At 57.6% G+C, this 19,273-nt stretch carries 25 protein-coding genes; 19 read left to right on the forward strand and 6 right to left on the reverse strand.

The window, feature by feature from the left end; all coding sequences use genetic code 11:
- The first annotated feature begins 177 nt into the window (after nt 1-177).
- Nucleotides 178-636 carry a hypothetical protein gene (locus ACZ5C3_RS09900; RefSeq protein ID WP_464037291.1) on the forward strand — a complete coding sequence of 153 codons (459 nt, stop codon included), beginning with the start codon at nt 178-180 and terminating at the stop codon, nt 634-636.
- 18 nt (nt 637-654) lie between these two features.
- The gene (ftsZ, locus tag ACZ5C3_RS09905; RefSeq protein ID WP_464044684.1) at nt 655-1,962 is read left to right on the forward strand and encodes a cell division protein FtsZ; all 1,308 of its coding nucleotides are present in this window, start codon (nt 655-657) and stop codon (nt 1,960-1,962) included.
- Nucleotides 1,963-2,486: 524 nt separating this feature from the next.
- Here ftsZ and ACZ5C3_RS09910 read toward each other — a convergent pair.
- The 3 genes from ACZ5C3_RS09910 to ACZ5C3_RS09920 form a co-directional block, all read right to left on the reverse strand.
- A complete protein-coding gene (locus ACZ5C3_RS09910) occupies nt 2,487-2,879 on the reverse strand; it encodes a type II toxin-antitoxin system HicB family antitoxin (RefSeq protein ID WP_464037293.1) in 393 nt (130 codons plus the stop codon).
- Between the two features lie 53 nt (nt 2,880-2,932).
- Nucleotides 2,933-3,121, reverse strand: coding sequence for a type II toxin-antitoxin system HicA family toxin (locus tag ACZ5C3_RS09915; protein ID WP_464037295.1), 189 nt, complete (start codon nt 3,119-3,121; stop codon nt 2,933-2,935).
- Nucleotides 3,122-3,195: 74 nt separating this feature from the next.
- Nucleotides 3,196-3,852 carry a S24 family peptidase gene (locus tag ACZ5C3_RS09920; RefSeq protein WP_464037296.1) on the reverse strand — a complete coding sequence of 219 codons (657 nt, stop codon included), beginning with the start codon at nt 3,850-3,852 and terminating at the stop codon, nt 3,196-3,198.
- A gap of 95 nt (nt 3,853-3,947) precedes the next feature.
- On the opposite strand from ACZ5C3_RS09920, the gene ACZ5C3_RS09925 reads away from it, so the two are divergent.
- From ACZ5C3_RS09925 to ACZ5C3_RS10000, 16 genes are all read left to right on the forward strand, one after another.
- Entirely contained in the window at nt 3,948-4,229 is a 282-nt protein-coding gene (locus ACZ5C3_RS09925) for a hypothetical protein (protein ID WP_464037297.1), read from the forward strand.
- Nucleotides 4,226-4,534 carry a hypothetical protein gene (locus ACZ5C3_RS09930; RefSeq protein WP_464037299.1) on the forward strand — a complete coding sequence of 103 codons (309 nt, stop codon included), beginning with the start codon at nt 4,226-4,228 and terminating at the stop codon, nt 4,532-4,534. The genes ACZ5C3_RS09925 and ACZ5C3_RS09930 overlap by 4 nt, the downstream gene beginning before the upstream one ends.
- Before the next feature lie 59 nt (nt 4,535-4,593).
- Entirely contained in the window at nt 4,594-5,211 is a 618-nt protein-coding gene (locus ACZ5C3_RS09935; protein WP_464037301.1) for a helix-turn-helix domain-containing protein, read from the forward strand.
- Nucleotides 5,208-6,113, forward strand: a complete 906-nt coding sequence (locus ACZ5C3_RS09940) for a hypothetical protein (RefSeq protein ID WP_464037303.1) — start codon at nt 5,208-5,210, stop codon at nt 6,111-6,113. Before ACZ5C3_RS09935 ends, ACZ5C3_RS09940 begins: the two co-directional genes overlap by 4 nt.
- The gene (locus ACZ5C3_RS09945; RefSeq protein WP_464037305.1) at nt 6,097-6,333 is read left to right on the forward strand and encodes a hypothetical protein; all 237 of its coding nucleotides are present in this window, start codon (nt 6,097-6,099) and stop codon (nt 6,331-6,333) included. Before ACZ5C3_RS09940 ends, ACZ5C3_RS09945 begins: the two co-directional genes overlap by 17 nt.
- Before the next feature lie 160 nt (nt 6,334-6,493).
- Nucleotides 6,494-7,087, forward strand: coding sequence for a hypothetical protein (locus ACZ5C3_RS09950; protein WP_464037307.1), 594 nt, complete (start codon nt 6,494-6,496; stop codon nt 7,085-7,087).
- 155 nt (nt 7,088-7,242) lie between these two features.
- Nucleotides 7,243-8,304, forward strand: coding sequence for a DNA cytosine methyltransferase (locus ACZ5C3_RS09955; RefSeq protein WP_464037308.1), 1,062 nt, complete (start codon nt 7,243-7,245; stop codon nt 8,302-8,304).
- A gap of 39 nt (nt 8,305-8,343) precedes the next feature.
- Complete coding sequence (locus ACZ5C3_RS09960) at nt 8,344-11,283, forward strand: ATP-binding protein (RefSeq protein WP_464037310.1); 2,940 nt, start codon at nt 8,344-8,346, stop codon at nt 11,281-11,283.
- 15 nt (nt 11,284-11,298) lie between these two features.
- Nucleotides 11,299-12,945 carry a response regulator receiver domain gene (locus tag ACZ5C3_RS09965; protein ID WP_464037312.1) on the forward strand — a complete coding sequence of 549 codons (1,647 nt, stop codon included), beginning with the start codon at nt 11,299-11,301 and terminating at the stop codon, nt 12,943-12,945.
- Entirely contained in the window at nt 12,920-13,354 is a 435-nt protein-coding gene (locus ACZ5C3_RS09970) for a very short patch repair endonuclease (RefSeq protein ID WP_464037313.1), read from the forward strand. The genes ACZ5C3_RS09965 and ACZ5C3_RS09970 overlap by 26 nt, the downstream gene beginning before the upstream one ends.
- Nucleotides 13,355-13,532: 178 nt before the next feature.
- Entirely contained in the window at nt 13,533-13,802 is a 270-nt protein-coding gene (locus ACZ5C3_RS09975; RefSeq protein ID WP_464037315.1) for a DUF3551 domain-containing protein, read from the forward strand.
- A 360-nt stretch (nt 13,803-14,162) separates the two neighbouring features.
- Nucleotides 14,163-14,423 (forward strand): DUF3551 domain-containing protein, encoded by a 261-nt coding sequence (locus ACZ5C3_RS09980; RefSeq protein WP_464037317.1) that lies wholly within the window; start codon nt 14,163-14,165, stop codon nt 14,421-14,423.
- Nucleotides 14,424-14,568: 145 nt separating this feature from the next.
- Nucleotides 14,569-14,829 carry a DUF3551 domain-containing protein gene (locus ACZ5C3_RS09985; RefSeq protein WP_464037318.1) on the forward strand — a complete coding sequence of 87 codons (261 nt, stop codon included), beginning with the start codon at nt 14,569-14,571 and terminating at the stop codon, nt 14,827-14,829.
- Between the two features lie 125 nt (nt 14,830-14,954).
- A complete protein-coding gene (locus ACZ5C3_RS09990) occupies nt 14,955-15,206 on the forward strand; it encodes a DUF3551 domain-containing protein (RefSeq protein WP_464037320.1) in 252 nt (83 codons plus the stop codon).
- A 181-nt stretch (nt 15,207-15,387) separates the two neighbouring features.
- Nucleotides 15,388-15,861 carry a nucleoside 2-deoxyribosyltransferase gene (locus ACZ5C3_RS09995; RefSeq protein ID WP_464037322.1) on the forward strand — a complete coding sequence of 158 codons (474 nt, stop codon included), beginning with the start codon at nt 15,388-15,390 and terminating at the stop codon, nt 15,859-15,861.
- Nucleotides 15,862-15,941: 80 nt separating this feature from the next.
- Nucleotides 15,942-16,346 (forward strand): LIC_13387 family protein, encoded by a 405-nt coding sequence (locus ACZ5C3_RS10000; RefSeq protein WP_464037324.1) that lies wholly within the window; start codon nt 15,942-15,944, stop codon nt 16,344-16,346.
- Here ACZ5C3_RS10000 and ACZ5C3_RS10005 read toward each other — a convergent pair.
- The 3 genes from ACZ5C3_RS10005 to ACZ5C3_RS10015 form a co-directional block, all read right to left on the reverse strand.
- Entirely contained in the window at nt 16,343-16,831 is a 489-nt protein-coding gene (locus ACZ5C3_RS10005) for a hypothetical protein (RefSeq protein ID WP_464037326.1), read from the reverse strand. The genes ACZ5C3_RS10000 and ACZ5C3_RS10005 overlap by 4 nt on opposite strands.
- Before the next feature lie 149 nt (nt 16,832-16,980).
- The gene (locus tag ACZ5C3_RS10010) at nt 16,981-17,568 is read right to left on the reverse strand and encodes a hypothetical protein (protein WP_464044685.1); all 588 of its coding nucleotides are present in this window, start codon (nt 17,566-17,568) and stop codon (nt 16,981-16,983) included.
- 197 nt (nt 17,569-17,765) lie between these two features.
- Nucleotides 17,766-18,548, reverse strand: a complete 783-nt coding sequence (locus ACZ5C3_RS10015; RefSeq protein ID WP_464044686.1) for a hypothetical protein — start codon at nt 18,546-18,548, stop codon at nt 17,766-17,768.
- A gap of 214 nt (nt 18,549-18,762) precedes the next feature.
- Here ACZ5C3_RS10015 and ACZ5C3_RS10020 point away from each other — a divergent pair, with 214 nt between their 5' ends.
- Nucleotides 18,763-19,260, forward strand: coding sequence for a hypothetical protein (locus tag ACZ5C3_RS10020; protein ID WP_464037332.1), 498 nt, complete (start codon nt 18,763-18,765; stop codon nt 19,258-19,260).
- The last annotated feature ends 13 nt before the right edge of the window (nt 19,261-19,273 follow it).

The following is a 19,273-nucleotide window of genomic DNA, read 5'->3' on the forward strand; positions in this document are numbered from 1 at the left end:
CTACGGTCGCACCACGGTGCGCGGGAAGACGCCGGGGCCGCATCGCGCCGAGCTGGCGCGCGCGTTCTTAATAATCCATTCACCATTAACCTCCCATTAACCATCACGGCCTAGCGTCCTGTCATCGCCCGGTCATTTCAGCCGATTCCCGCCCGGTTCGTTCGAGGAGAACAGCCGATGTCCGTTGAAGCGCTGACATATGCCGCTTTAGGTGCCCGCCTGAACATCTCGCCCATGGCTGCGCGTTCGCTGGCCAGGCGGCTGCAGTTGCCGCGCGCGCGCTCAGACGGTGGCAAGGCGTTGGTGAGCATCGATCTCGCCGACATTCGATACACGCCGCGGTCAACAGCTGGCCGCGGGGCAGGCAGCATCGCCGCGTTCGCAGCCAGCATCGCGACTATGCAGGCGGAGATCGCGCGGCTCGAGGCAATCGCCGCCGAGCATCAGGCCGATGTCGCGCGCGAGCGCGAGCGCGCGGATCGGCTGAATGCTGAACTGCTGCAGGCGGCTGCCGAGCTGCGTGCAGCCCATGAAGTGACCGCACGTCTTGAAGGCGACAGCCGCGGACACGTTGCGCGACGGTTAGGACATCTGGCTGCGACCATTGTGGAAGCAGACCGCAAAGCTTGTAAGTAACAAAAGGCGTAAAGCACCATGACGAAGCTCAGCGACATCCGCGAAATGAAGGCGCGCATCACCGTGTTCGGGGTCGGTGGCGCCGGCGGCAATGCCGTCAACAACATGATCGCGGCCGGGCTGGAGGGGGTCGACTTCGTCGTCGCCAACACCGATGCACAGGCGCTCACCATGTCGAACGCCAAGTCCGTCATCCACATGGGCGCGAAGGTGACCAAAGGTCTTGGCGCCGGTTCGCAGCCGGAAGTGGGGCGCGCCGCAGCCGAAGAGACCATCGATGCGATCCGCGATCATCTGGCCGGCACGCACATGGTGTTCGTCACCGCCGGCATGGGCGGTGGCACCGGCACCGGCGCCGCGCCGGTGATCGCGCAAGCTGCGCGCGAGCTTGGCATTCTCACCATCGCTGTCGTCACCAAGCCGTTCCACTTCGAGGGCCAGCGCCGCATGCGCTCTGCCGAAGCCGGCATCGCGGAATTGCTGAAGGTGGTGGACACGGCGCTGATCATCCCGAACCAGAACCTGTTCCGCGTGGCCAATGAGAAGACTACGTTCGCCGATGCCTTCGCGCTGGCCGATCAGGTGCTTTATTCCGGCGTGGCCTGCATCAGCGACCTCATCGTCAAGGAAGGCCTGATCAATCTCGACTTCGCCGACGTTCTCGCCGTCATGCGCGAGAAGGGCAAGGCCATGATGGGCAGGGCCGAGGCGTCCGGCGAGGGGCGCGTGCTGACCGCTGCAGTCGCCGCGATGTCCAATCCGTTGATCGAGGATCCTTCGATCAAGCGCGCCAGCGGCCTCATCATCTCCATCACCGGCGGCAAAGACATGAGCCTGTACGAGGTGGACGAAGCCGTCACGCGCATTCGCGAGGAGGCCGATCCGGACGCCAACATCATCGTCGGTGCGTCGTTCGACGACACCATGGAAGGAATGGTTCGCGTCGCAGTGGTGGCCACCGGCATTGATAACGTCAACGCCGCGCGCACGGCGCAAATGGGCGAGACGCTGACGGCGCTCGCCAGCAGGCTTCATCACGACGCGCCCCGCCATGACGAACTCGCCGACGACAGATTCGGTTACGCACCTCAGGCCGCACAGCGTGCACCGTTGCCGCGGGTCGATAGTCCGCCGCTGCGGCCGGCTCCTCGCGCACACGAAGGGCGGCCGGCAAGACCCATCGCGGACAATGCGCGCCATGCGACGCCACAGGGGCTTGAGGCCTATCGCCCACGCGCGAACATGCGCAGTGCGACGCACGTGCCCAGCGCGATCGAGGACGACGTTCTCGAAACGCCGGCCTTTCTGCGCCGCCCGGCCAGCTGAGTCAGATCAGCTCTGACGTTTTTACTGGATTGGCGTGATCCTTGCCGCGCGGTTCGGCACGAGCACGATGCGGTACCGCGCGTCGCTGCATGTTAGCACCCAGTCGGCGTGGTCGCGCCGCTAGTGTTCCGATTCCGAAGTTCGCATGATCCCGCTGCACCGTTGTTTGCGAACTTCGGAATCGAAGGACACTAGCAAGTTATTATTCCAGTGTGGCTTTGGTTCAGAAGTCCGCATTCCGGACTCGCGGCACAAGTGGTGCGGACTTCTGAACCGCCACACTGGCGGTGCCGGTCTTTCCTTGCGATCAGCGGCGTTTCGCAGGCGTGACCTCGCGCGCGGACCTGCGCCGCCAGCGATTGCTTCGGCGTCAGGCGCGCGCCGCGCTGCGCGTGCGCCAGCGGGGAGAAGAGGGCAACAACGAAAGCCAACGACAATGACAGGCATAAGAGCTTGAGTGTCTTGTGCATGGCTTTTGTCGTATGCATCGCTTCACCGCTTCACATGCTGATCTGACCGATGCTTTACGCCGCCATCACTTTCTTCGCGGCTTGAACAAGAAAGCCCGAGCGTGTGAAGCCTTCGCGCTCGGCATATTTGTCGATCTCGCTCAGCACATCGGCAGGCAAGGTGACGTTGACGCGAACGGTCTTCACGTCGGGCGAGGGCGCTGCGATCAAGACCGCGACGCCGTCTCTGTTCTCGGCATCGGACATAATGTCTTCGAGCGATGAAGGCTCCGGCACGGCTTCACCGTCCTCGACGAGACCTTCGAGGTGCAAGGCGAGCGCTTCCACCGCCATATCGCGCGCTTCGTCCAACGTGCTTCCGGCGGTGATCACACCGGGAAGGTCGGGAAACGAAACGCCGTAATCGCTGTTGGCATCTTTATGGATCAGGGCGATGTACTGTCTCATCTCATAGTCTCCTCTTCAGCAGAGGTTGGGGCGCATTGCCCCGATTTCGAATTTCATCTCAGCTTGAGACCGGCCTGCTTTTCGATGCTTCTGAGTGTCCCAAGTGGAATGTCTTTCTTCGGATGCGGGACGGTCACGCGGCCTGGCTTCGTCGGATGTTTGAACTGAACATGGCTGCCCTTTTGGGCGACCTGTTCCCAGCCGTCTGATTTCAGGGCAGATATAATGTCCTGCGATTTCATGTGTATTTATACACACCAATATGGTTTTGCAAGATGTATAAACACACACTCTGGGAGGGTGTTCAAACCGCCTCTCACCTCCGCCCCTTATACATCCCCACCACCTGATGGCAGATGGGCCAGTCGGCGCGGTGTTCGGAGAACGTCTTCGCGGGGTTGTATTGTTCGAGCTTCCATGAGCGATCGTTGAAGCCGACGAGGCGCTTGATCATCGATTTCGCTTCGCCCGTGCGGTGGTCCTGATCGTAGAGCACCACATCGGTGTCGCGCTCGGGCGGGCGGCGCGGATGGATCAGCGCGATGTCGCCCTCGCGATAGGCCGGCACCATGCTCTCGCCGACGATGAGAATGCCGTAGCTTTCGGGCACGCCCTCCAGCACCACCGGCCGCTTCGCATACTCCATCACGTCGGTGTGCATGATCATGTGGCCGTTGCCGCCTTGGGCCGCCGCATAGATCGGGAAGTCGCGCGCGCCGACCAGCAAATTGCCCGCAACGATCGACGGCGGGGAGGCGGCGGACGCGCCTTCGTTCATCAGCTCATCGACGCTCCAGTCCAGCGCCTGCGCCACCAGCGCGCGCTTGTCGAGGCGGATGGAATCCTTCCGCCCGTTGACGAAGTCGCGAATATACGTGCGCTCCAGCCCAACGCCGACCGCCGCCGTGATCGGCGAACGCCCAAGCTCGCTGAGCCGGTTCTGGATGCGGGTGCGTAAGTCGTTGTCGCTCATGTGGAATATTTTCCACGATGTGCCTGTGGAAATCCAATGGAAAATCTTCCACTATCCTATTGCGTAGTGGGAAAATTTCTATCATGGTTACCCACATGGAGCACGACCTGAAACAACATCTGATGAGCTGCGCCACGGCCTTTGCGGAACGGCGCAACATGAAACTCACCACTTTGGGCAGAAAGGCGGCGAACTTCTCGCCGTTCTTCACGCGGCTGATGGAGAGCCGCACGTCGTTCACCGCGCGCAAATATGACGAGATCATCCAGTGGTTTTCGGACCACTGGCCGGCGGATCTGGAATGGCCGCAGGCGGTGGTGCGGCCGGTCCGCGAAAAGATGCGGCGGGCGGTCTCGCGGAAGGCGGCCACGCCATGAGCGCCAGGGACAAAGCGAGGGAGCGGGATGCTGGCGGGGACGCGCGGCGCGGAGAAGTGTCAGCGCGCGTTTTCCCTTCAAACCAAGCGATTTCCGAGCATCAGCGTGTTTATCCGCTGCTGATGATCGGCGGGGTCTATCGCATGTCGTTTGCGATGGGCTTGGCGGTCTACGCGCTGCCGCAGCTTCCACCATCCACCTCCCGCCACCGGGCGCGCGTGAAAGTTCGCCGAGCCCGGCGCGCGTTCGCGAAGACTTTCATCGAACACGGCGCGGACGTTGGCCCGCGCGAGCAAGAACCATGAGCCAAGAACCATGCATCGCCGGCATCCGGCAGCACCGGCAAGAGACGAGGGAGGCCAGAATGACACCCGAACAGCAGCGGCTGCACGCGCAGCACAAGGCGCGGCTTGCGCGCATTCAGAACAGCGCCTACCAGCCACCGGAGCCGCCGAAACCGGCCTCAACCCAGAGGGATAAATTCCACCCTCTGAGTGCCGGATTCCCCAAAGTAGGAAACATCCGGGCCGGAGTAGGACGCGGAATCGCGTCGCTCAACAGCGTGACCGCGCCTCTTGAGGCCAACCACACGCCTCCCGAAGTCGGCAGCGAACACGCGTCGCCAACTCCACGCACCTCTAAAAGGCTGTCACAAGCGAGCTTGTCGGGCGCGCATCTCACTGTGCGCGACATTCAGGACGCGGTGATTGCGTATTTCCGCATGCCGCGGGTGGAGCTGTTCGCCAAGCGCCGCTCGAAGGCCACGGTGCGCCGCCGCCACATCGCGATCTATTTGAGCAAGATCCTCACCGTGCAGTCGCTGCCGGAAATCGGCATGCGCTTCGGCGGGCTGGACCACACCACCATTCTCTATGCCTCGCGCAAGGTCGAACGCGAGCTGCCGCTGGATGCGGAGCTGGCGCGCGATGTGGCGGAGATCGAGCGCACGCTCGCAGCGCTGAACGAGGCGCGCGCATCATGAGCCGCTGGTTTCGCCTGTATGATGATGCGATCAACGATCCGAAGGTGCTGCGCCTGCCCGAAGTGGCGCGCTGGCAGTGGGTGGCCATGCTGTGCGTGGCCTCAAAACACGACGGCGTGCTGCCGCAGTTGGCCGACATCGCGCTGCTGCTGCGCATGCCGATGCGCAAGGCCGCTGCCACACTGGCGCGGCTGCGCGAGGCCGGCCTTGTGGATGAAACGGACGCCGGCCTCGTGCCGCATAACTGGGACGGGCGGCAATATAAATCCGACACCTCCACCGAGCGGGTGCGGAAGCATCGGGCCGCGCGACGCAACGTTTCGCCCGACACGCGGGAAACGATTCAAACGAACAGCGCGCCCCATGCCGCAACGGCCCCAGAGTCAGACACAGAGTCAGAACCAGATTCATTTTCGCTGACGCGCAAGGAAACACGCGAGTATGGCGATGCTGACGATTGCGACGACGTTGTGTGCGATCCGTCCATCGCCGAGCGGGATTATTTCACGCGCGGGAAATCGCTGTTGGGCAAGACCGCGGGCGGCCTGCTCGCGAAGCTGAAGGCGGCGAAGGGCGGCAATGTCGCGCTGGCGCGTGCGGCGCTGGAGACCGCGAGCACCAAGGAAAATCCGCACGAATATATCGGCGCCATCGTGCGCGGGCCGCGCGAGGCGCAAGGAGCGGCACAAGTCAGCAAACCTCTCACCGAATTCCAGCGCAAACAGGCGGAAACCAACGATGTCCGAGCCAACCTCAAGAGCCTTGCAGACGGCTGCGGCGGCAGCGGAGCGGCTGATCGGCTTTTATCCGGCGATCCAGGCGAGCGATCCGAAGGTCTATGCGGCGGGCCTGGTGAAGATGTTTGCGAGCTACCCGGAGGCGCTGGTGAGCGCGGCGGTTGATCCCGTGCACGGCCTGCCGGCGCAATGCGAATTCCTGCCCACGCTGGCGAAGGTGAAGGCGTTTCTCGAGCCGCGCTTTCGCGAGCATCAGGCGCATCTGGAGCGCGTGGCGCGCAGCAAGCGCAAACGTTTAGCCCCGCCGGAGCGCGATGACGCCGCTAAGGCGCGGGTGATCGAAGGCTTTCAACAATTGCGGATGCGGCTCAAAGCCGGCGCGTGAGCACGCGGCGCGTCGCGCGGAGAAGCAAGCGCGTCGATCCGCAGAGCTGTGAACGAGAGGGCTGTGAACAGCGGTGTTTCACGTGAATCACGCGATGCGCAACAGAAAATCACGACAGCAAGCCGCGTCGACTATTTTTCAAACAACAAGGAGAACCATCATGGTGCAGGTCATCATCAACAAGCGCACGGGCCGCAAGCGCAAGACCAATGTGGTGCGCGATGCATCGGGCAAATCGCGCGGCGAGATCGTGGATCTCAGCGTCATTTACAATCAGCCGCATCGGCGTGGGCAGAAGAACCCGAAGTCGGAATTGCTGGGCTATCCGCTCGGCCGGCTGCGGCAGGAAGGGCTGATCGACGAGGCGCAGCTCAACGCCGGCAACGCGTGGGCGTCGATGGTGCGCGCCTATAGCCGGATGATCGGCCTGCGCATCGGCTCGCCGAAATCAGGCAGCCTGACGGAGGCTGTCGCCACCGGCTTTTATGTGTGGGAGGGCGATGGTGCAGGAGACGGTGGAAGCGTCGAGCCGGAAGAGCAGGAGCGGCGACGCAAGCGGCTGCGCGCGAAATATGATCTCTGCCACGACCGCGTGAACGAAGTGGGCCGCACGCTCGGCGCGGGGATAGGTCAAAGCACCGCGCTGCTCAAAGCGCTGCGCAAAGTGTGCATCGAAGAGCGCTACCCGGAGGACGCGGAGCTGGGCAACTTACGCGTGGCGCTGAACACGGTGGGTCGGGTGTTGAGGGGGTAGGGGGTGGACCTTAGCAGGGGAATATGTATCCATCGGGGAGTTAGACGTTGAAATTATTGAACTTTTTGTGCGGCCGGTATCTAGTCAGATGTTCCTGCATTTCTGGACAGTTAACATGTCTAGCTTAATATTCCCCGACGGGGGACAGTTGAGACATGAAGCTTGAGTTCTACGATTTTTTTAGTGGGTGCGGCGGTACCAGCTTGGGAATGCAGAAGGCCGGTCTGAACGTCCGATTGGGCATCGACGTTGATGATCAAGCTGAGGCAACCTACAAGGCGAACTTTAAGGGCGCAGATTTTATCAGGACTGACATCAGAGAATTGCAGGTTGATGCTCTGCAAGGTTTTGTAAGGAAGCGGAAGCGGAAGATTCCGGTGGTTTTCGGTGCATGTGCGCCATGCCAACCGTTTTCGAAACAAAATAGAGCTGACAAGCAGGCAGACAATCGTCGGGATCTTCTCCGCGAGTTTCATCGATTTGTTAGAGCGTATAAGCCGGAGTATTTGTTTATCGAAAACGTGCCCGGTTTGCAGTCAGTGAAAGAATCCGATGCGCCGTTCTCGGAATTTCTGGCATTGCTGAAAGAGTTGAAATATTGGCACTCGCATAAAGTTGTAATGGCATACCAGTATGGAGTGCCGCAGCGTCGTCAACGGCTGGTTCTTATCGCTAGCCGACTAAGTCCTATTAACTTTCCCGCGCCAACGCACGGTCCGGGAACAAGAAGTCCGAAGCTACCGACAGTGTGGGAAAGAATTTCTCACCTTCCACCCATAGCGGCCGGAGAAGCGCACCCCGAAATCGCAAACCATCAAGCGGCAAATCTTTCGCCAAAAAATTTGCAGCGTATTGCCGCAACGCCTCCAGGAGGGGGACGCGCTGATTGGCCTAAGTCACTTTGGTTGGATTGCCATCGAGATTTCTCGGGACACACTGATGTATACGGAAGGCTACCGAAGGATCAACCTGCGGCTGCCCTCACCACGAAGTGCCATAGCCTCTCTAATGGTCGTTTTGGCCATCCGACGCAAAATCGCGCAATTAGCATTCGTGAGGCTGCTTGTATTCAGACTTTTCCGATGAGCTTTAAATTTCTGGGTACGCTGAGCGCTATGGCCGGACAAATCGGTAATGCTGTTCCGGTGGAAATGGCGCAGGTGTTTGGCAAAGCGATAATGAATCATCACAAGCGATACCTCGCGACGAGTTCTTAAATAATGGCGAGATTTAGAGTCCGCGCAAGAACGGTTGATATGTTGGGCCGCCAGCAGATTGCCGGCATCCCAACAGCGATTAGTGAGCTGTTTAAGAATGCTCACGATGCATATGCAAGGAATGTGGAAGTTGACTATTTCCGAGACGAAAATTTATTCGTTCTAAGAGACGATGGCCTTGGGATGACCAAGGAGGATTTCGAACGTCGATGGCTTACACTCGGTACGGAGAGTAAGATTGGGTCGGCGCAATTAGACCTTCCGCCGCGCGATCCAGATCAAAAGATTAGACCAACGCTCGGCGAAAAAGGAATTGGGCGACTCGCTATCGCTATCATTGGTCCACAGGTTCTTATTCTGTCGCGGGCGCGACGAGAAAAAATACCGAGTGACAAACTAATTGCCGCCTATCTCCATTGGGGGATATTCGAATTGCCTGGCGTAGATCTGGATGACGTCGTGATTCCGGTCCGGGAATTTAAGGGCGGAACGTTGCCAACTAATCACGATGTTCAGGCAATGATCGAAGAAGCAATCGAAGGACTGAAACTCGTTTCGGATAAGAAAAATGCCAAGTTGGCACAGTTTCTTGCCAAGCAAATGAAAGAATTTAGTGTGGACCCGCGCCAGTGGTCCGAAGTGCTCGGGCACCCTACATTGCGCGGAGATGGCACCGGTACACATTTTTTCATTCAGCCGACCGATCCTATCATTCAAGACGACATAGATGCTCGTCAGGCCGACAATAAAGCTACGCGCTTTGAACGCAGCTTAATCGGCTTCACAAACACAATGACGCCGGAACACGAATCTCCGCAAATTATCGCGCGCTTCCGAGATCACCGACATGAAGGAGAACCGGAAGAGCTTATAGGCGACCGCGCTTTTTTTACGCCGGGCGAATTCAAAGAGGTGGATCACCACTTCATTGGACGCTTTGACAAGTTTGGCCAGTTCCGGGGGCAGGTGGGCATCTACCAGATGAAGCCCGAGAACTATGTTCTTTCTTGGAATGAAGCCGATGGCAAGGAAACCGAATGCGGACCGTTCAGCCTTGCATTCGCTTACATGCAAGGTGTAGCGAAAGACTCCCTTGTTACTCCAGAGGAGCATGCTCGGCTCAGGAAAAAGCTGGATCGTCACGGCGGACTTTATATTTACCGAGACGGAATTCGCATTCAGCCCTACGGCGACTCTGACTATGACTGGCTCGACATTGAGCGAAACAGAACTTTGGGTGCGTCTTATTATTTTTACTCGTATCGCCGTATGTTCGGAGTAATAAACCTAACGCAGGAAGAAAACGGGAGCTTAACCGAGAAGGCCGGGCGCGAAGGTTTTCGCGAAAATCGCGCTTATCGGCAGATGCGCTCGATTCTCATGAATTTTTTCTTGCAGACGGCAGGAGACTTTTTTCGAGAGGACGGAAGGTATGCAGATGTCCATGCAGAAAAAAGAGCCGAACTAAATCGAAATGAGGAAATTCGCCGGCAGCAGGCGAGTAAAGTTCGCAAGAAACGTTCTGATTTCCAAGGAGCTCTCACGCAAGTTTTCAGTGCGATAGACGATCGCAGGCCTGAGCAACTGGTTACTGAAAGTATTGCGGAGACGAAGCGGAAAGCGGAATCCGTAATGGCTCAGCGAATTCCTACTCAGCAGAAGGCCATTGCCCTTATGCGGGTAGAGAAAGAGGGGCGCGATATTCTGCGTCAGCTGGAGAAATCGTGGACAGTAATTAAACCTCGCGGTGTCGGATTGTCACGTGAACTGTCGAATGAATGGCAGACGTATGTTTCTCAAAGCGAAAGACTGAGTTCTCAGCTCGTCGAGCCAGCTGAAACTGAAATAGAGCAGTTCGTCTCAAATCTGGCTAAACGGTCAAAAATTCCCTTGGATGATGCTGCGAGATTGACGGCGTCGATCTCAGAATACGGAAACGATGCAAATCGTGCCATAAGGCAACTCAGGGCTGACATTATCGCTTTGCTTGGCGACGTTGCGAATAATGTTCGAGAAACCACACGGGAGAGTTTTTCAAGAGTCACGCATACCATCGATGAGGTAATGGTTCAGCTTCAAGGTCTCCAGAGATCCTCAGTGGATATTGGATCGCTCGCCACCGTTCGAGAGAATCTCGTTGCACAAATTACTTCCGTTCATGAAGAAGAGCGTAGTCGCCTTGAACGGTTGCGGGATCAATTGTCGGAGGTTAAGCGGCTTTGGGAGGAGGGGGCCTACGACACTGCAGAGCTGACGGAAGCTCTTGAAGAAGAAATCGACGAACTTCGTGCTCGACGCGATGCCGATCTTGAGCTTGCGCAGGTCGGTCTTGCGTTGAATACGGTCAGCCACGAGTTTGAGAAGACGGTGGGGATGCTGCGGGATGGGTTGCGGCGGCTGAAGGCGTGGGCTGACACAAATCCTGACTTGCGTAGATTGTATCGAGATATCCGAGACAGCTTCGATCATCTTGATGAGTATCTCACGCTGTTTACGCCGCTAGATCGGCGAGTTCACCGATCAAAAATTGACATTTCTGGTAAGCAAATTTTCGAATTCTTGGAAAAACTTTTCGGCCCTCGACTTGCCAGGCACGGCGTTAAGCTAGCTAGCACAAATAGGTTTTTGCAGTCGTCGGTCCACAGTTATCCATCGTCAATTTTACCGGCCTTTGTAAATCTCGTTGATAATTCAATTTTCTGGCTTCAGCGAAAGGGCGGCAGCCGCGAGATCAAGCTTGATGCAGTTGGAAAAGATCTATTAGTGAAGGACAATGGCCCGGGTGTGAATACGCGGGATCGGGAAAATATATTCTTGCTAAATTTCTCAAGAAAGCCTGGGGGGCGCGGAATGGGGTTGCATATATCGCGGGGGAGCCTGGAGAAAGTTGGCTTGCGTCTCACCTTAGATGAAAAGGAAGACGCTAGCGATGGCGCTACATTTCGCATTTCAGCTGTCAATGCTGCCGCGAGTAAGTAAATGCGCGGGAGTGAGATGACGTTTCCTGACTATAGGCTTTTAGCGGCACGCTCTTTTGCCCAAACAATGATCGTCATTGACGACGAGGCGAGCCAGTATGCCGAAACGCAAGTCGCGGAGCCAAAAACTACGCGTCTTACCAAGCCGAGCCGTTTTCAGCGTCCTTCTTCGTTGGTCGAATTGAACGAGGAGCGTTCCGATTTAGGTAAGCATGCTTTGAACGCTAAACTTCTTATCGAAAACGCAATGGATCTTGGTCTGATTTGTTCGGTCCTTCGCCCTCGGAAAGGGGAGCTCATTAAAGATCGAGTTAAAAAGGCTGCGGAGCGAGCGGATATCGTATGTCTGGATTGGGAGATTCACGGGGACGCAGGTCGGTCCGCCGTAGGCATTATTAAAGAGATAGCCGAATCAGACGCTAGAAAAAATGGGCGTCTTAGGTTGATCGCTATCTATACCGGCGATACTACGAATAATCGCATTTTGGAAAAAGTGTTTGATGCGTTCTCGACACGATTCAAGCGAAAGCACAATCTTAAGCGAGAGTCCCTTCTTATCCAGAGTAATGGAGGGCTTAAAATTGTGTGCCTATTTAAGGCTCACGGGATTCAGTTGGCAGATGCAAGAAGCACCAACCAAGTAACTGAGGATCTCCTACCAAAGCGCCTCCAAGTCGAGTTTTCGGCCTTGGCTGATGGGTTGCTTTCCAGTGTAGCCATAGCAACCATCGCGTCCATTCGAGATGCGACGCACCATGTTTTGGCTAAGATAACTGGCTCCATGGACGGCCCCTATTTTCATCACCGTGCAATCATTGCCAATGTCAGTGACGCTGAAGAGTATGCTATCAATGTTATATTGAGCGAATTGAAGAATGCCATCGATAAGCAGAACGTCGGAGAGGTGTTTGCTGGTCCGAAGGCGATTGCGGCTCGCATACGTGAAATAGCGAACGGTTCTGGAACCTTGCCGCTTAGGTATGATCAGAACGGCCCCAAGCAATTCGATGTCCCTGTTGAAGATGCAATTAAGATTGTAAATTTGGGCATAGCATCGGCACAAAGTTCGTTGGCAAATGCACCGAACAAGAAGATTATTCAAAAAGAGATTTCAACGCTTTTCAGTAAGGATCGTCAAACAGCGCATTCTGAAATGCGTCAGTTTGCGGCGGTTACCGGAACGCGCGCTCACCCTGGGAGCCATCTCTTTCGCGATGGGGAGCGTCACCCGCACTTAGGTCTAGGTACAATCGTGCAGAGTGTGAGTGGCGAATATCTGCTCTGTCTGCAGGCTAGTTGCGACTCGGTTCGGGTAAGAAAGCCGTCTAATTTCCTATTCGCCCGGCTAGAAGAGAGGGCTGACGATCCAGATCATGTGATACAGATCTTGCGTAAAGGAAAGCCAGATTGGATCGGCCTTGGAATGAAGAGAAGTTCCTACGCGGAAACGGTCTCGATTTTGTTTAACCCGACCGAAAATAAAGATGTAGTGACCGCAGGAACTTTGCCGCGCCGACGTGGATTGTTTTTTTCTGATGCTGATGGTGCGATTTATCGCTGGATAGCTGATCTAAAACACCGAAGAGCCTTACGCACTGTGCAGAAACTAGGGCAAGAAATGAGTCGACTTGGGTTTGATGAATTCGAGCCTTTCAGAAAGTAGAAGTGGCGACGTGAGTTGTGAAAAACGCAGCGCAAATATGCGAGCGGTTCGAGGGAAAAACACCGGGCCCGAACTAATCGCGCGACGAGCTGCTCACAGCCTAGGTCTGCGGTTTCGGCTTTTTCGAAATGATTTGCCAGGTAAGCCAGATCTAACGTTTCCTCGATTTCAGACTGTCTTGTTTGTAAATGGCTGCTTTTGGCATCAGCACGCCAATTGTCCTAAAAGCCGATTGCCAAAAAGCAATTCGTTCTTCTGGGCGAAAAAGCTCTCGCGTAATGTTGAACGAGATGAAGAAAATTACGATTTGTTGCGAAGGTCGGGGTGGCGGGTTCTCACGGTGTGGGAGTGTGAGATTCCAAATGTCCAAGCGGCCAAGGACAAGATTTCTACCTGCTTTTTTGAGTGATGCTTCTGCGATTTGCTTGAGCTCAGAGTACTCTGCGTCCGCCGATCACAGGTAAGCCCTCAAGCCACCCCCATCCCCCTTATTCCCCCATCACTCCTTCTTGTTTGGGCTTCCTTAAACACCCGCCCCACATATATCTCCCAGCGGAACCGAAGTCTGATTGCATTTGGAGATTGCCATGCGAACCATACTTTTCATCCTTGCGACGCTGGCTGTGGCCACGGCGTTCCACATTGGCAGTGCGCGCGCCCAGGGTTATCCATTCTGCCTGATCAGCGGCCCCGGGCCGGGCGACTGCAAATACGTCAGCTATGATCAGTGCATGGCGACCGCGTCCGGCACCGGAAAATACTGCCAGCCGAACTACTGGCTGCCGGAGTTTCGCGGCGCGCCGGGCGCCGGCTACGGCTACTCGCCGCGGCCCCGCGGTTACGGGCCGCAGTACTGAGGCGGCGCTCAAGCGCGATGAGATCGGGATCAATCGTCATCGCGCTTACATCTTGTTAGCGCATGATCTTATCGGAAAACCGCTTCACACTTTTCCGGATCATGCTGTTATTCGCGCATGATCTTGTCGGACAAACGCTGCACATTTTTCCGGATCATGCTGTTATTCGCGTATCATCTTTTCGAACAACCGCTGCACGCTTTTCCGCCTCATGCGTGAGGGCGAACTGAGCGCTTCACGCTTCTCTGACCGCACGCCGCGCGACACATCTGCGGCACTTCTACTCACGGCCTTCTCTAAATCCATCAACGCGTCCATATCCTCCAACAGAACCAAAGCTTATTGCCTCTGGAAATTGTGATGCGAACTCTTCTTTTCACTGTCGCGGCGGTGGCGGCGAGCGTGACGTTCAATGCCGGCGCGGCGGAGGCCGAGACTTACCCGTTCTGCCTGAACAACGGCGGCGCAGGGCCGGGAGACTGCAAGTACGTGAGTTATGACCAGTGTCTGATGGCCATATCGGGCACCGGCGGTTTCTGCCAGCCGAACTATTCGATTCAGCGACCCAACGCGCCACATGTTGGGCATTTGTTGCGGAACGGCCGTCTTTACGGTTCGTAATCCTGACGCGATCGCGATCGGTCAACGCGACCCTCGCATCGGCCTCCGTCCCCCCACCACGATCGCTCGCCCCGGCCTTCCTCCCGGCAACTCGCCACCTATATCCAAAGGGTGGGATCGACGCCTGTACCTTCAGGAGGTTGCCATGCAAACCATTCTTTTCGCGACTGCGGCGGTGGCCGCGACCTTGGTGTTGAACGCCGGCCCGACGCACGCTCAGCAATATCCATTCTGCCTGATCAGCGGCCCCGGGCCGGGCGATTGCAAATACACCAGCTATGCGCAGTGTATGGCGACCGCATCCGGCACCATTAGATACTGCCAGCCGAATTACGCGATGCTGCCGGCAGGCTATGGTCCGGCATCTCCCGCGCCGCGGGGATACCGCTATTACCCGCAATACTAATGCGGTCGCGATCGGTCAACGATGCGGACGCATCGTCCGCGGCCGTGTAACACTTTCGCGGATCTTCTCTGAGGAACAGGCTTGCCTATATCCCGTTGATGTATCCGTTGCATCAGGAGATGGCCATGCGAACCATTCTTTTCGCCGCCGCAGCCGTGGCGGCCGCATCCGTTCTCGACGTCGGCGCGGCGCAAGCCCAGAATTATCCCTACTGCCTGAAGATGGGCCCCGGGCCGGGCAACTGCGCGTACTCAACCTATCGGCAGTGTCAGGCGAGTGCGTCAGGCACCGGATATTACTGCCAGCGGAACTACGCGCTTCGCGGCGCTTATGCGCGCTACGGGCGTCCGCGATACAATCGCAATTACGCATACTGACGTCCGCAAGTTTGACTTTCGCAAGATTGAATTGGCGCGTGAGCGGCGTTGGCCGCGCCAGCCGCGTCGCGCCCTGATGTGCCGCGCCTATTCATAAAGGCTCACACGTCCAGCGATTTGATCTCGACGGCGTGCGCCGCGCGCGTGTATCGTGCCGCCTGCACGGGGCAGGTGATCTTCCATGAAAATCTATACAGCAGGGCCGCTCGGCTTCTCGGAAGCGGGGCGCGCGTTTCACGCAATGATGGTTTCGCAGCTGAAGGAGCTGCAGCACGAGGTGCTCGACCCGTGGACCTATTCGCCGAAGGCCGTCATGAAAGTGTTGGCGATGCCTTACGGCGAAGCGCGGCGCAAGGCATGGGCGAAGCTCAATCCGAAAATCGGCGCATCGAACCAGGCGATGATCGACAAGGCCGATGCCATCGTCGCCGTGCTCGACGGTGTGGACGTGGATAGCGGCACCGCCGCCGAGATCGGCTATGGCTTCGCGAAGGGCAAAACAATCATCGGCTATCGCGGCGACTTCCGCATCGCCGCCGAGAACGAAGGCTGCACTGTGAACCTGCAGGTGGAATATTTCATCCGCGCCAGCGGCGGCACCATCATTGCGGCCATCGCCGATTTGCCGAAGGCGCTGAAGAAGGTGAAAAAGTAGCAAGGGCCCGATGACGCTCGATGCGCGGAGCTTGCTGAACATCATCGCCGATTACCGGGGAATATTGGGGGAGGGAATTCATGAGCGCGTCGTTGCTTTACAGAATATCGTCGGTGCTGATCGTGCTGTTCGCGGCCGGCCATACGCTCGGATTCCGCAAAAACGATCCGGCATGGAAGGTGGACGCGCTGTTGTCCTCCATGAAGTCGCTTTCGTTCGAAACCCAGGGCTTCACCCGGACCTATTGGGATTTCTACACCGGCTTCGGCCTGTTCGTGACCGTGTTCCTGCTGCTGGCGGCGCTGCTCGCCTGGCAATTGGGAAATCCGGAGGTGGCGAAGCTCGCGCCGCTGCGTCTCCTGGGCTGGGGGCTCGTGCTGGCCTTCGCGGTGACGACGGTCCTGAGCTGGCAATATTTCTTCACCGCGCCGCTGGTGTTCTCGTCGGTCATCACGGTGGTGCTGATCGCGGCGGCGGTGGTCTAGGGCGCTGACCGCGCCGCATCGTCCGCGTCTTCGCCGCTGCGATCAGGCCGCGCGATCATCCAGAAGCACCAGGCGGCGAACATGCCGCAAATGATCGCGAGCAAGAGAAGGGGCGCGTTCTCAATGATGTTGTTAAGCGCGGCCGGAAAGCTCGCTCCGTTGAAGAGAACGAACTCTTTCAGAAACAGGAGGCTGCCGAGCAGGGCGCCGGCACCGAGGTAAGCCAGCCATCCATTGAAGCCGCGCCGTTGCAGCAACAGATACAGCGGCACGCCGCCGAACAGCGCCACGGGATAACCGAAATACGCCGCGACCTTCACGGCAAGTCCGCCGCCACCGTTGAGATGCCCGCCGAGCAGCATCAACACGCCGCCGATCACCACGCCCGGCATGATCGGGGCGATGAAGAAGCCGAGGATCGGCCGCAGCAGCGGCCCAAGCCGGGACCAGAGGCGCGTTGGAAAGATGGTTCGCAGCGATGGCACGGTGATGTTCCGCAAGCAGCCGATGGGAAAGGGGTGGCGGCGCGCCTGTCTTGGAATAGCACGCGCGTGTGACACTTGCCGCTGAAAATGATCGTCACCCGCTATCCTTCGTCGCGCGCGGGGGCCGATGCGTTCATGGCGCGCTTGTCTTATGCGGAAGGCGCGAGCTCGGAGTGTTTGACGCTGCGGTCCGGCCGGGCGATCATCCAGAAGCACCAGGCAGCGAACATGCTGCAAACGATCGAGAGCAAGAGAAGTGGCACGTTCTCAATGAATTTGCCGGGCGGCGCCAAGAAGCCCGCCTCGCGGAACATAACGGCCCCTTTCAGAAACAGAAGGCTGCCGAGCAGGGCGCCGCCACCGACGTAAGCCAGCCATCCATTGAAGCCGCGCCAGCGCAGCAGCAGATACAACGGCACGCCGCCGAGCAGAGCCACGGGATAACCAAAATACGCAGAGAGCGTTAAGGCAAGTGCGCCGCTGCCGGTGACAGGCCCGCTGAACAGCTCCGCCACGCCGCCGATCACCACGCCCGGCATGATCGGGGCGATGAGGAAGCCGAGGATGAGCCGAAGCAGCGGGCGGAGCTTCGTCGGAAAGAGTGTTCGCAGCGATGGCACGGTGATGTCCCGCAAGCAGCCGATGGGAAAGGGTTGGCGGCGCGCCTGTCTTGAAAGTGCGCGCGCGTGAGACACTGCCGCTGAGATGATCGTCACCCGGCGTGTGTCACCCGCCATGTTTCGTCGCGCGCGGGAGCCGATGCGTTCATTCGTGGATTTTCTGGATTTCAAGGCCCGCGCTGAGTGCGGTGTATCGTATTTTTACGATGGAAACTGATGATGGCGAAGCTGCCCCAGAAGCAGATAGTCCTGGGTGGGTCGTCGATAGCAGCTATGGGCCATGAGCGGGCTCGATCCTCGAAGGGGCAAAGCTGCTAACCTCGTTGCCGCTGCTGGTTGTCAATTCCCGCCTTCGTTATGCAAACGTCGCGAAGTTTAGGAATTTCTCGGGTAAGGCTTTGGCGATCCCGCAGACCGAGCCGGCGGCCTTCGTAGAGAACGCAAACATCGATGAGCGTTTCGGCGTTGATGTCCGAACCAGTGATTCCGAATGAATTGAGCAGTGCGCCGACAAGGCAACCCTCGAACTTCTCCGACAGCAAAACGACCGTACCAACAATGTCATTATTTCCATCCGTGTTAGTCATCGTGAGACACTTGGGAGTATCGGACGTCACCTGCTTTTCCAACGTCTCTATTCCGTAATCCGAAAAGCCCAAAGACTTGAAAGCAGACTTGTCACTCTTTAGCCGCGCGAAAACCTGCGTGTCATGAACGATCGCAACGGTAGAATACTTCGCAGGCGTGTGGTCTATTGTCAGGCCGGCTGCAGCGGCGAGGCGGCGAAGATCCTGCTCGACCAAATACTGGCTGTAGTAAGAGAGATCGCCGACATCAAAAAAATTAAAGGAGGTGTCACTTCGAGAAGCGGCAAGCTCGTTCCCGGTAGACACGTCCTTCTTCCATGCGAAGTCGTTAAGGGTACGCTCAACCTGAGCGTTCGGACCTTGTGTGCCCCCGTCCTGCGCACGCGATGGGACGAAACAGCACAGCACCAAAGTCAGCGCCGTAAAGGCGAAAACAGGCTTGCGAGGCAGTCGCTCTGGCTTAAGCGCAGCGATCAAGAGCGCTGCAAAAACGATCGATAGGGGGGGCATATGAGAAAGGCCGCCGAACAGGGGGAAGTCGACTCGTGCGAACGAGCTTTACCATACGGTGGTGACAAATGGACCTCGAGTCCCGGCCACGCGGCTTCGATTGTTGATTCTCAAACCCGCCCGGCTCGCGCCCTCACGCCCACGCGTTCGCCGCTGGTGGCGCTTCCCTAAATCTCGAAGCGATGTCAGGATCTCTTTCGGCCGCCAATATCCAATGCCCACAGGTCTCATGGTCAGGTTCTTCAGCTCCCGTGCCGTCGCACCAGCAATCGCGGTCATCATCCTGATCGCTACGGCCTGCTTGCTCGCCTATGACATCGCGCTATGGAATAAAGCGTGCGGCGCCGAAATACGCACCTACGACCTTTGGAAGGAATTGCGCGGCTTTGAGGGATTGTCCTATCTGCTGGGTGCGTTCCTGGCCTTGGTTCTCCCAGCTTTGCTCGCGCGGTCGCGCTTGGCGCGCATAGCAACGACGACTCTGCTGTTGGCTCTGTTGGCATGGGTTGTCTATCACCTGCCTGAGGCCATGCGATTGAACTACGTCGACAATTGCACCACCGCCGGCCAAGACAACGAACCCGGCAAAGCCGTAACTTTCTTATTGGTGTATCCCGGTGTGCTCGTCGTGATTCTCAACATCGTTATTTTCGCGATCGACCGGATCGTTTGGATTTTTCAGCAAGTGATCGATCGGCGAGAGGCCCCATAAATATCGGTGCAGG

Source organism: Afipia dichlorophenoxyacetatis (assembly GCF_055386385.1).

Bases quoted from the DNA above. Each gene is read 5' to 3' on its own strand.
- ACZ5C3_RS09900 (WP_464037291.1), top strand. From the start codon at position 178: ATGTCCGTTGAAGCGCTGACATATGCCGCTTTAGGTGCCCGCCTGAAC.
- ftsZ (WP_464044684.1), top strand. From the start codon at position 655: ATGACGAAGCTCAGCGACATCCGCGAAATGAAGGCGCGCATCACCGTG.
- ACZ5C3_RS09910 (WP_464037293.1), bottom strand. From the start codon at position 2,879: ATGAGACAGTACATCGCCCTGATCCATAAAGATGCCAACAGCGATTAC.
- ACZ5C3_RS09915 (WP_464037295.1), bottom strand. From the start codon at position 3,121: ATGAAATCGCAGGACATTATATCTGCCCTGAAATCAGACGGCTGGGAA.
- ACZ5C3_RS09920 (WP_464037296.1), bottom strand. From the start codon at position 3,852: ATGAGCGACAACGACTTACGCACCCGCATCCAGAACCGGCTCAGCGAG.
- ACZ5C3_RS09925 (WP_464037297.1), top strand. From the start codon at position 3,948: ATGGAGCACGACCTGAAACAACATCTGATGAGCTGCGCCACGGCCTTT.
- ACZ5C3_RS09930 (WP_464037299.1), top strand. From the start codon at position 4,226: ATGAGCGCCAGGGACAAAGCGAGGGAGCGGGATGCTGGCGGGGACGCG.
- ACZ5C3_RS09935 (WP_464037301.1), top strand. From the start codon at position 4,594: ATGACACCCGAACAGCAGCGGCTGCACGCGCAGCACAAGGCGCGGCTT.
- ACZ5C3_RS09940 (WP_464037303.1), top strand. From the start codon at position 5,208: ATGAGCCGCTGGTTTCGCCTGTATGATGATGCGATCAACGATCCGAAG.
- ACZ5C3_RS09950 (WP_464037307.1), top strand. From the start codon at position 6,494: ATGGTGCAGGTCATCATCAACAAGCGCACGGGCCGCAAGCGCAAGACC.
- ACZ5C3_RS09955 (WP_464037308.1), top strand. From the start codon at position 7,243: ATGAAGCTTGAGTTCTACGATTTTTTTAGTGGGTGCGGCGGTACCAGC.
- ACZ5C3_RS09960 (WP_464037310.1), top strand. From the start codon at position 8,344: ATGTTGGGCCGCCAGCAGATTGCCGGCATCCCAACAGCGATTAGTGAG.
- ACZ5C3_RS09965 (WP_464037312.1), top strand. From the start codon at position 11,299: ATGACGTTTCCTGACTATAGGCTTTTAGCGGCACGCTCTTTTGCCCAA.
- ACZ5C3_RS09970 (WP_464037313.1), top strand. From the start codon at position 12,920: ATGAATTCGAGCCTTTCAGAAAGTAGAAGTGGCGACGTGAGTTGTGAA.
- ACZ5C3_RS09975 (WP_464037315.1), top strand. From the start codon at position 13,533: ATGCGAACCATACTTTTCATCCTTGCGACGCTGGCTGTGGCCACGGCG.
- ACZ5C3_RS09980 (WP_464037317.1), top strand. From the start codon at position 14,163: ATGCGAACTCTTCTTTTCACTGTCGCGGCGGTGGCGGCGAGCGTGACG.
- ACZ5C3_RS09985 (WP_464037318.1), top strand. From the start codon at position 14,569: ATGCAAACCATTCTTTTCGCGACTGCGGCGGTGGCCGCGACCTTGGTG.
- ACZ5C3_RS09990 (WP_464037320.1), top strand. From the start codon at position 14,955: ATGCGAACCATTCTTTTCGCCGCCGCAGCCGTGGCGGCCGCATCCGTT.
- ACZ5C3_RS09995 (WP_464037322.1), top strand. From the start codon at position 15,388: ATGAAAATCTATACAGCAGGGCCGCTCGGCTTCTCGGAAGCGGGGCGC.
- ACZ5C3_RS10000 (WP_464037324.1), top strand. From the start codon at position 15,942: ATGAGCGCGTCGTTGCTTTACAGAATATCGTCGGTGCTGATCGTGCTG.
- ACZ5C3_RS10010 (WP_464044685.1), bottom strand. From the start codon at position 17,568: ATGGCGGGTGACACACGCCGGGTGACGATCATCTCAGCGGCAGTGTCT.
- ACZ5C3_RS10015 (WP_464044686.1), bottom strand. From the start codon at position 18,548: ATGCCCCCCCTATCGATCGTTTTTGCAGCGCTCTTGATCGCTGCGCTT.
- ACZ5C3_RS10020 (WP_464037332.1), top strand. From the start codon at position 18,763: ATGCCCACAGGTCTCATGGTCAGGTTCTTCAGCTCCCGTGCCGTCGCA.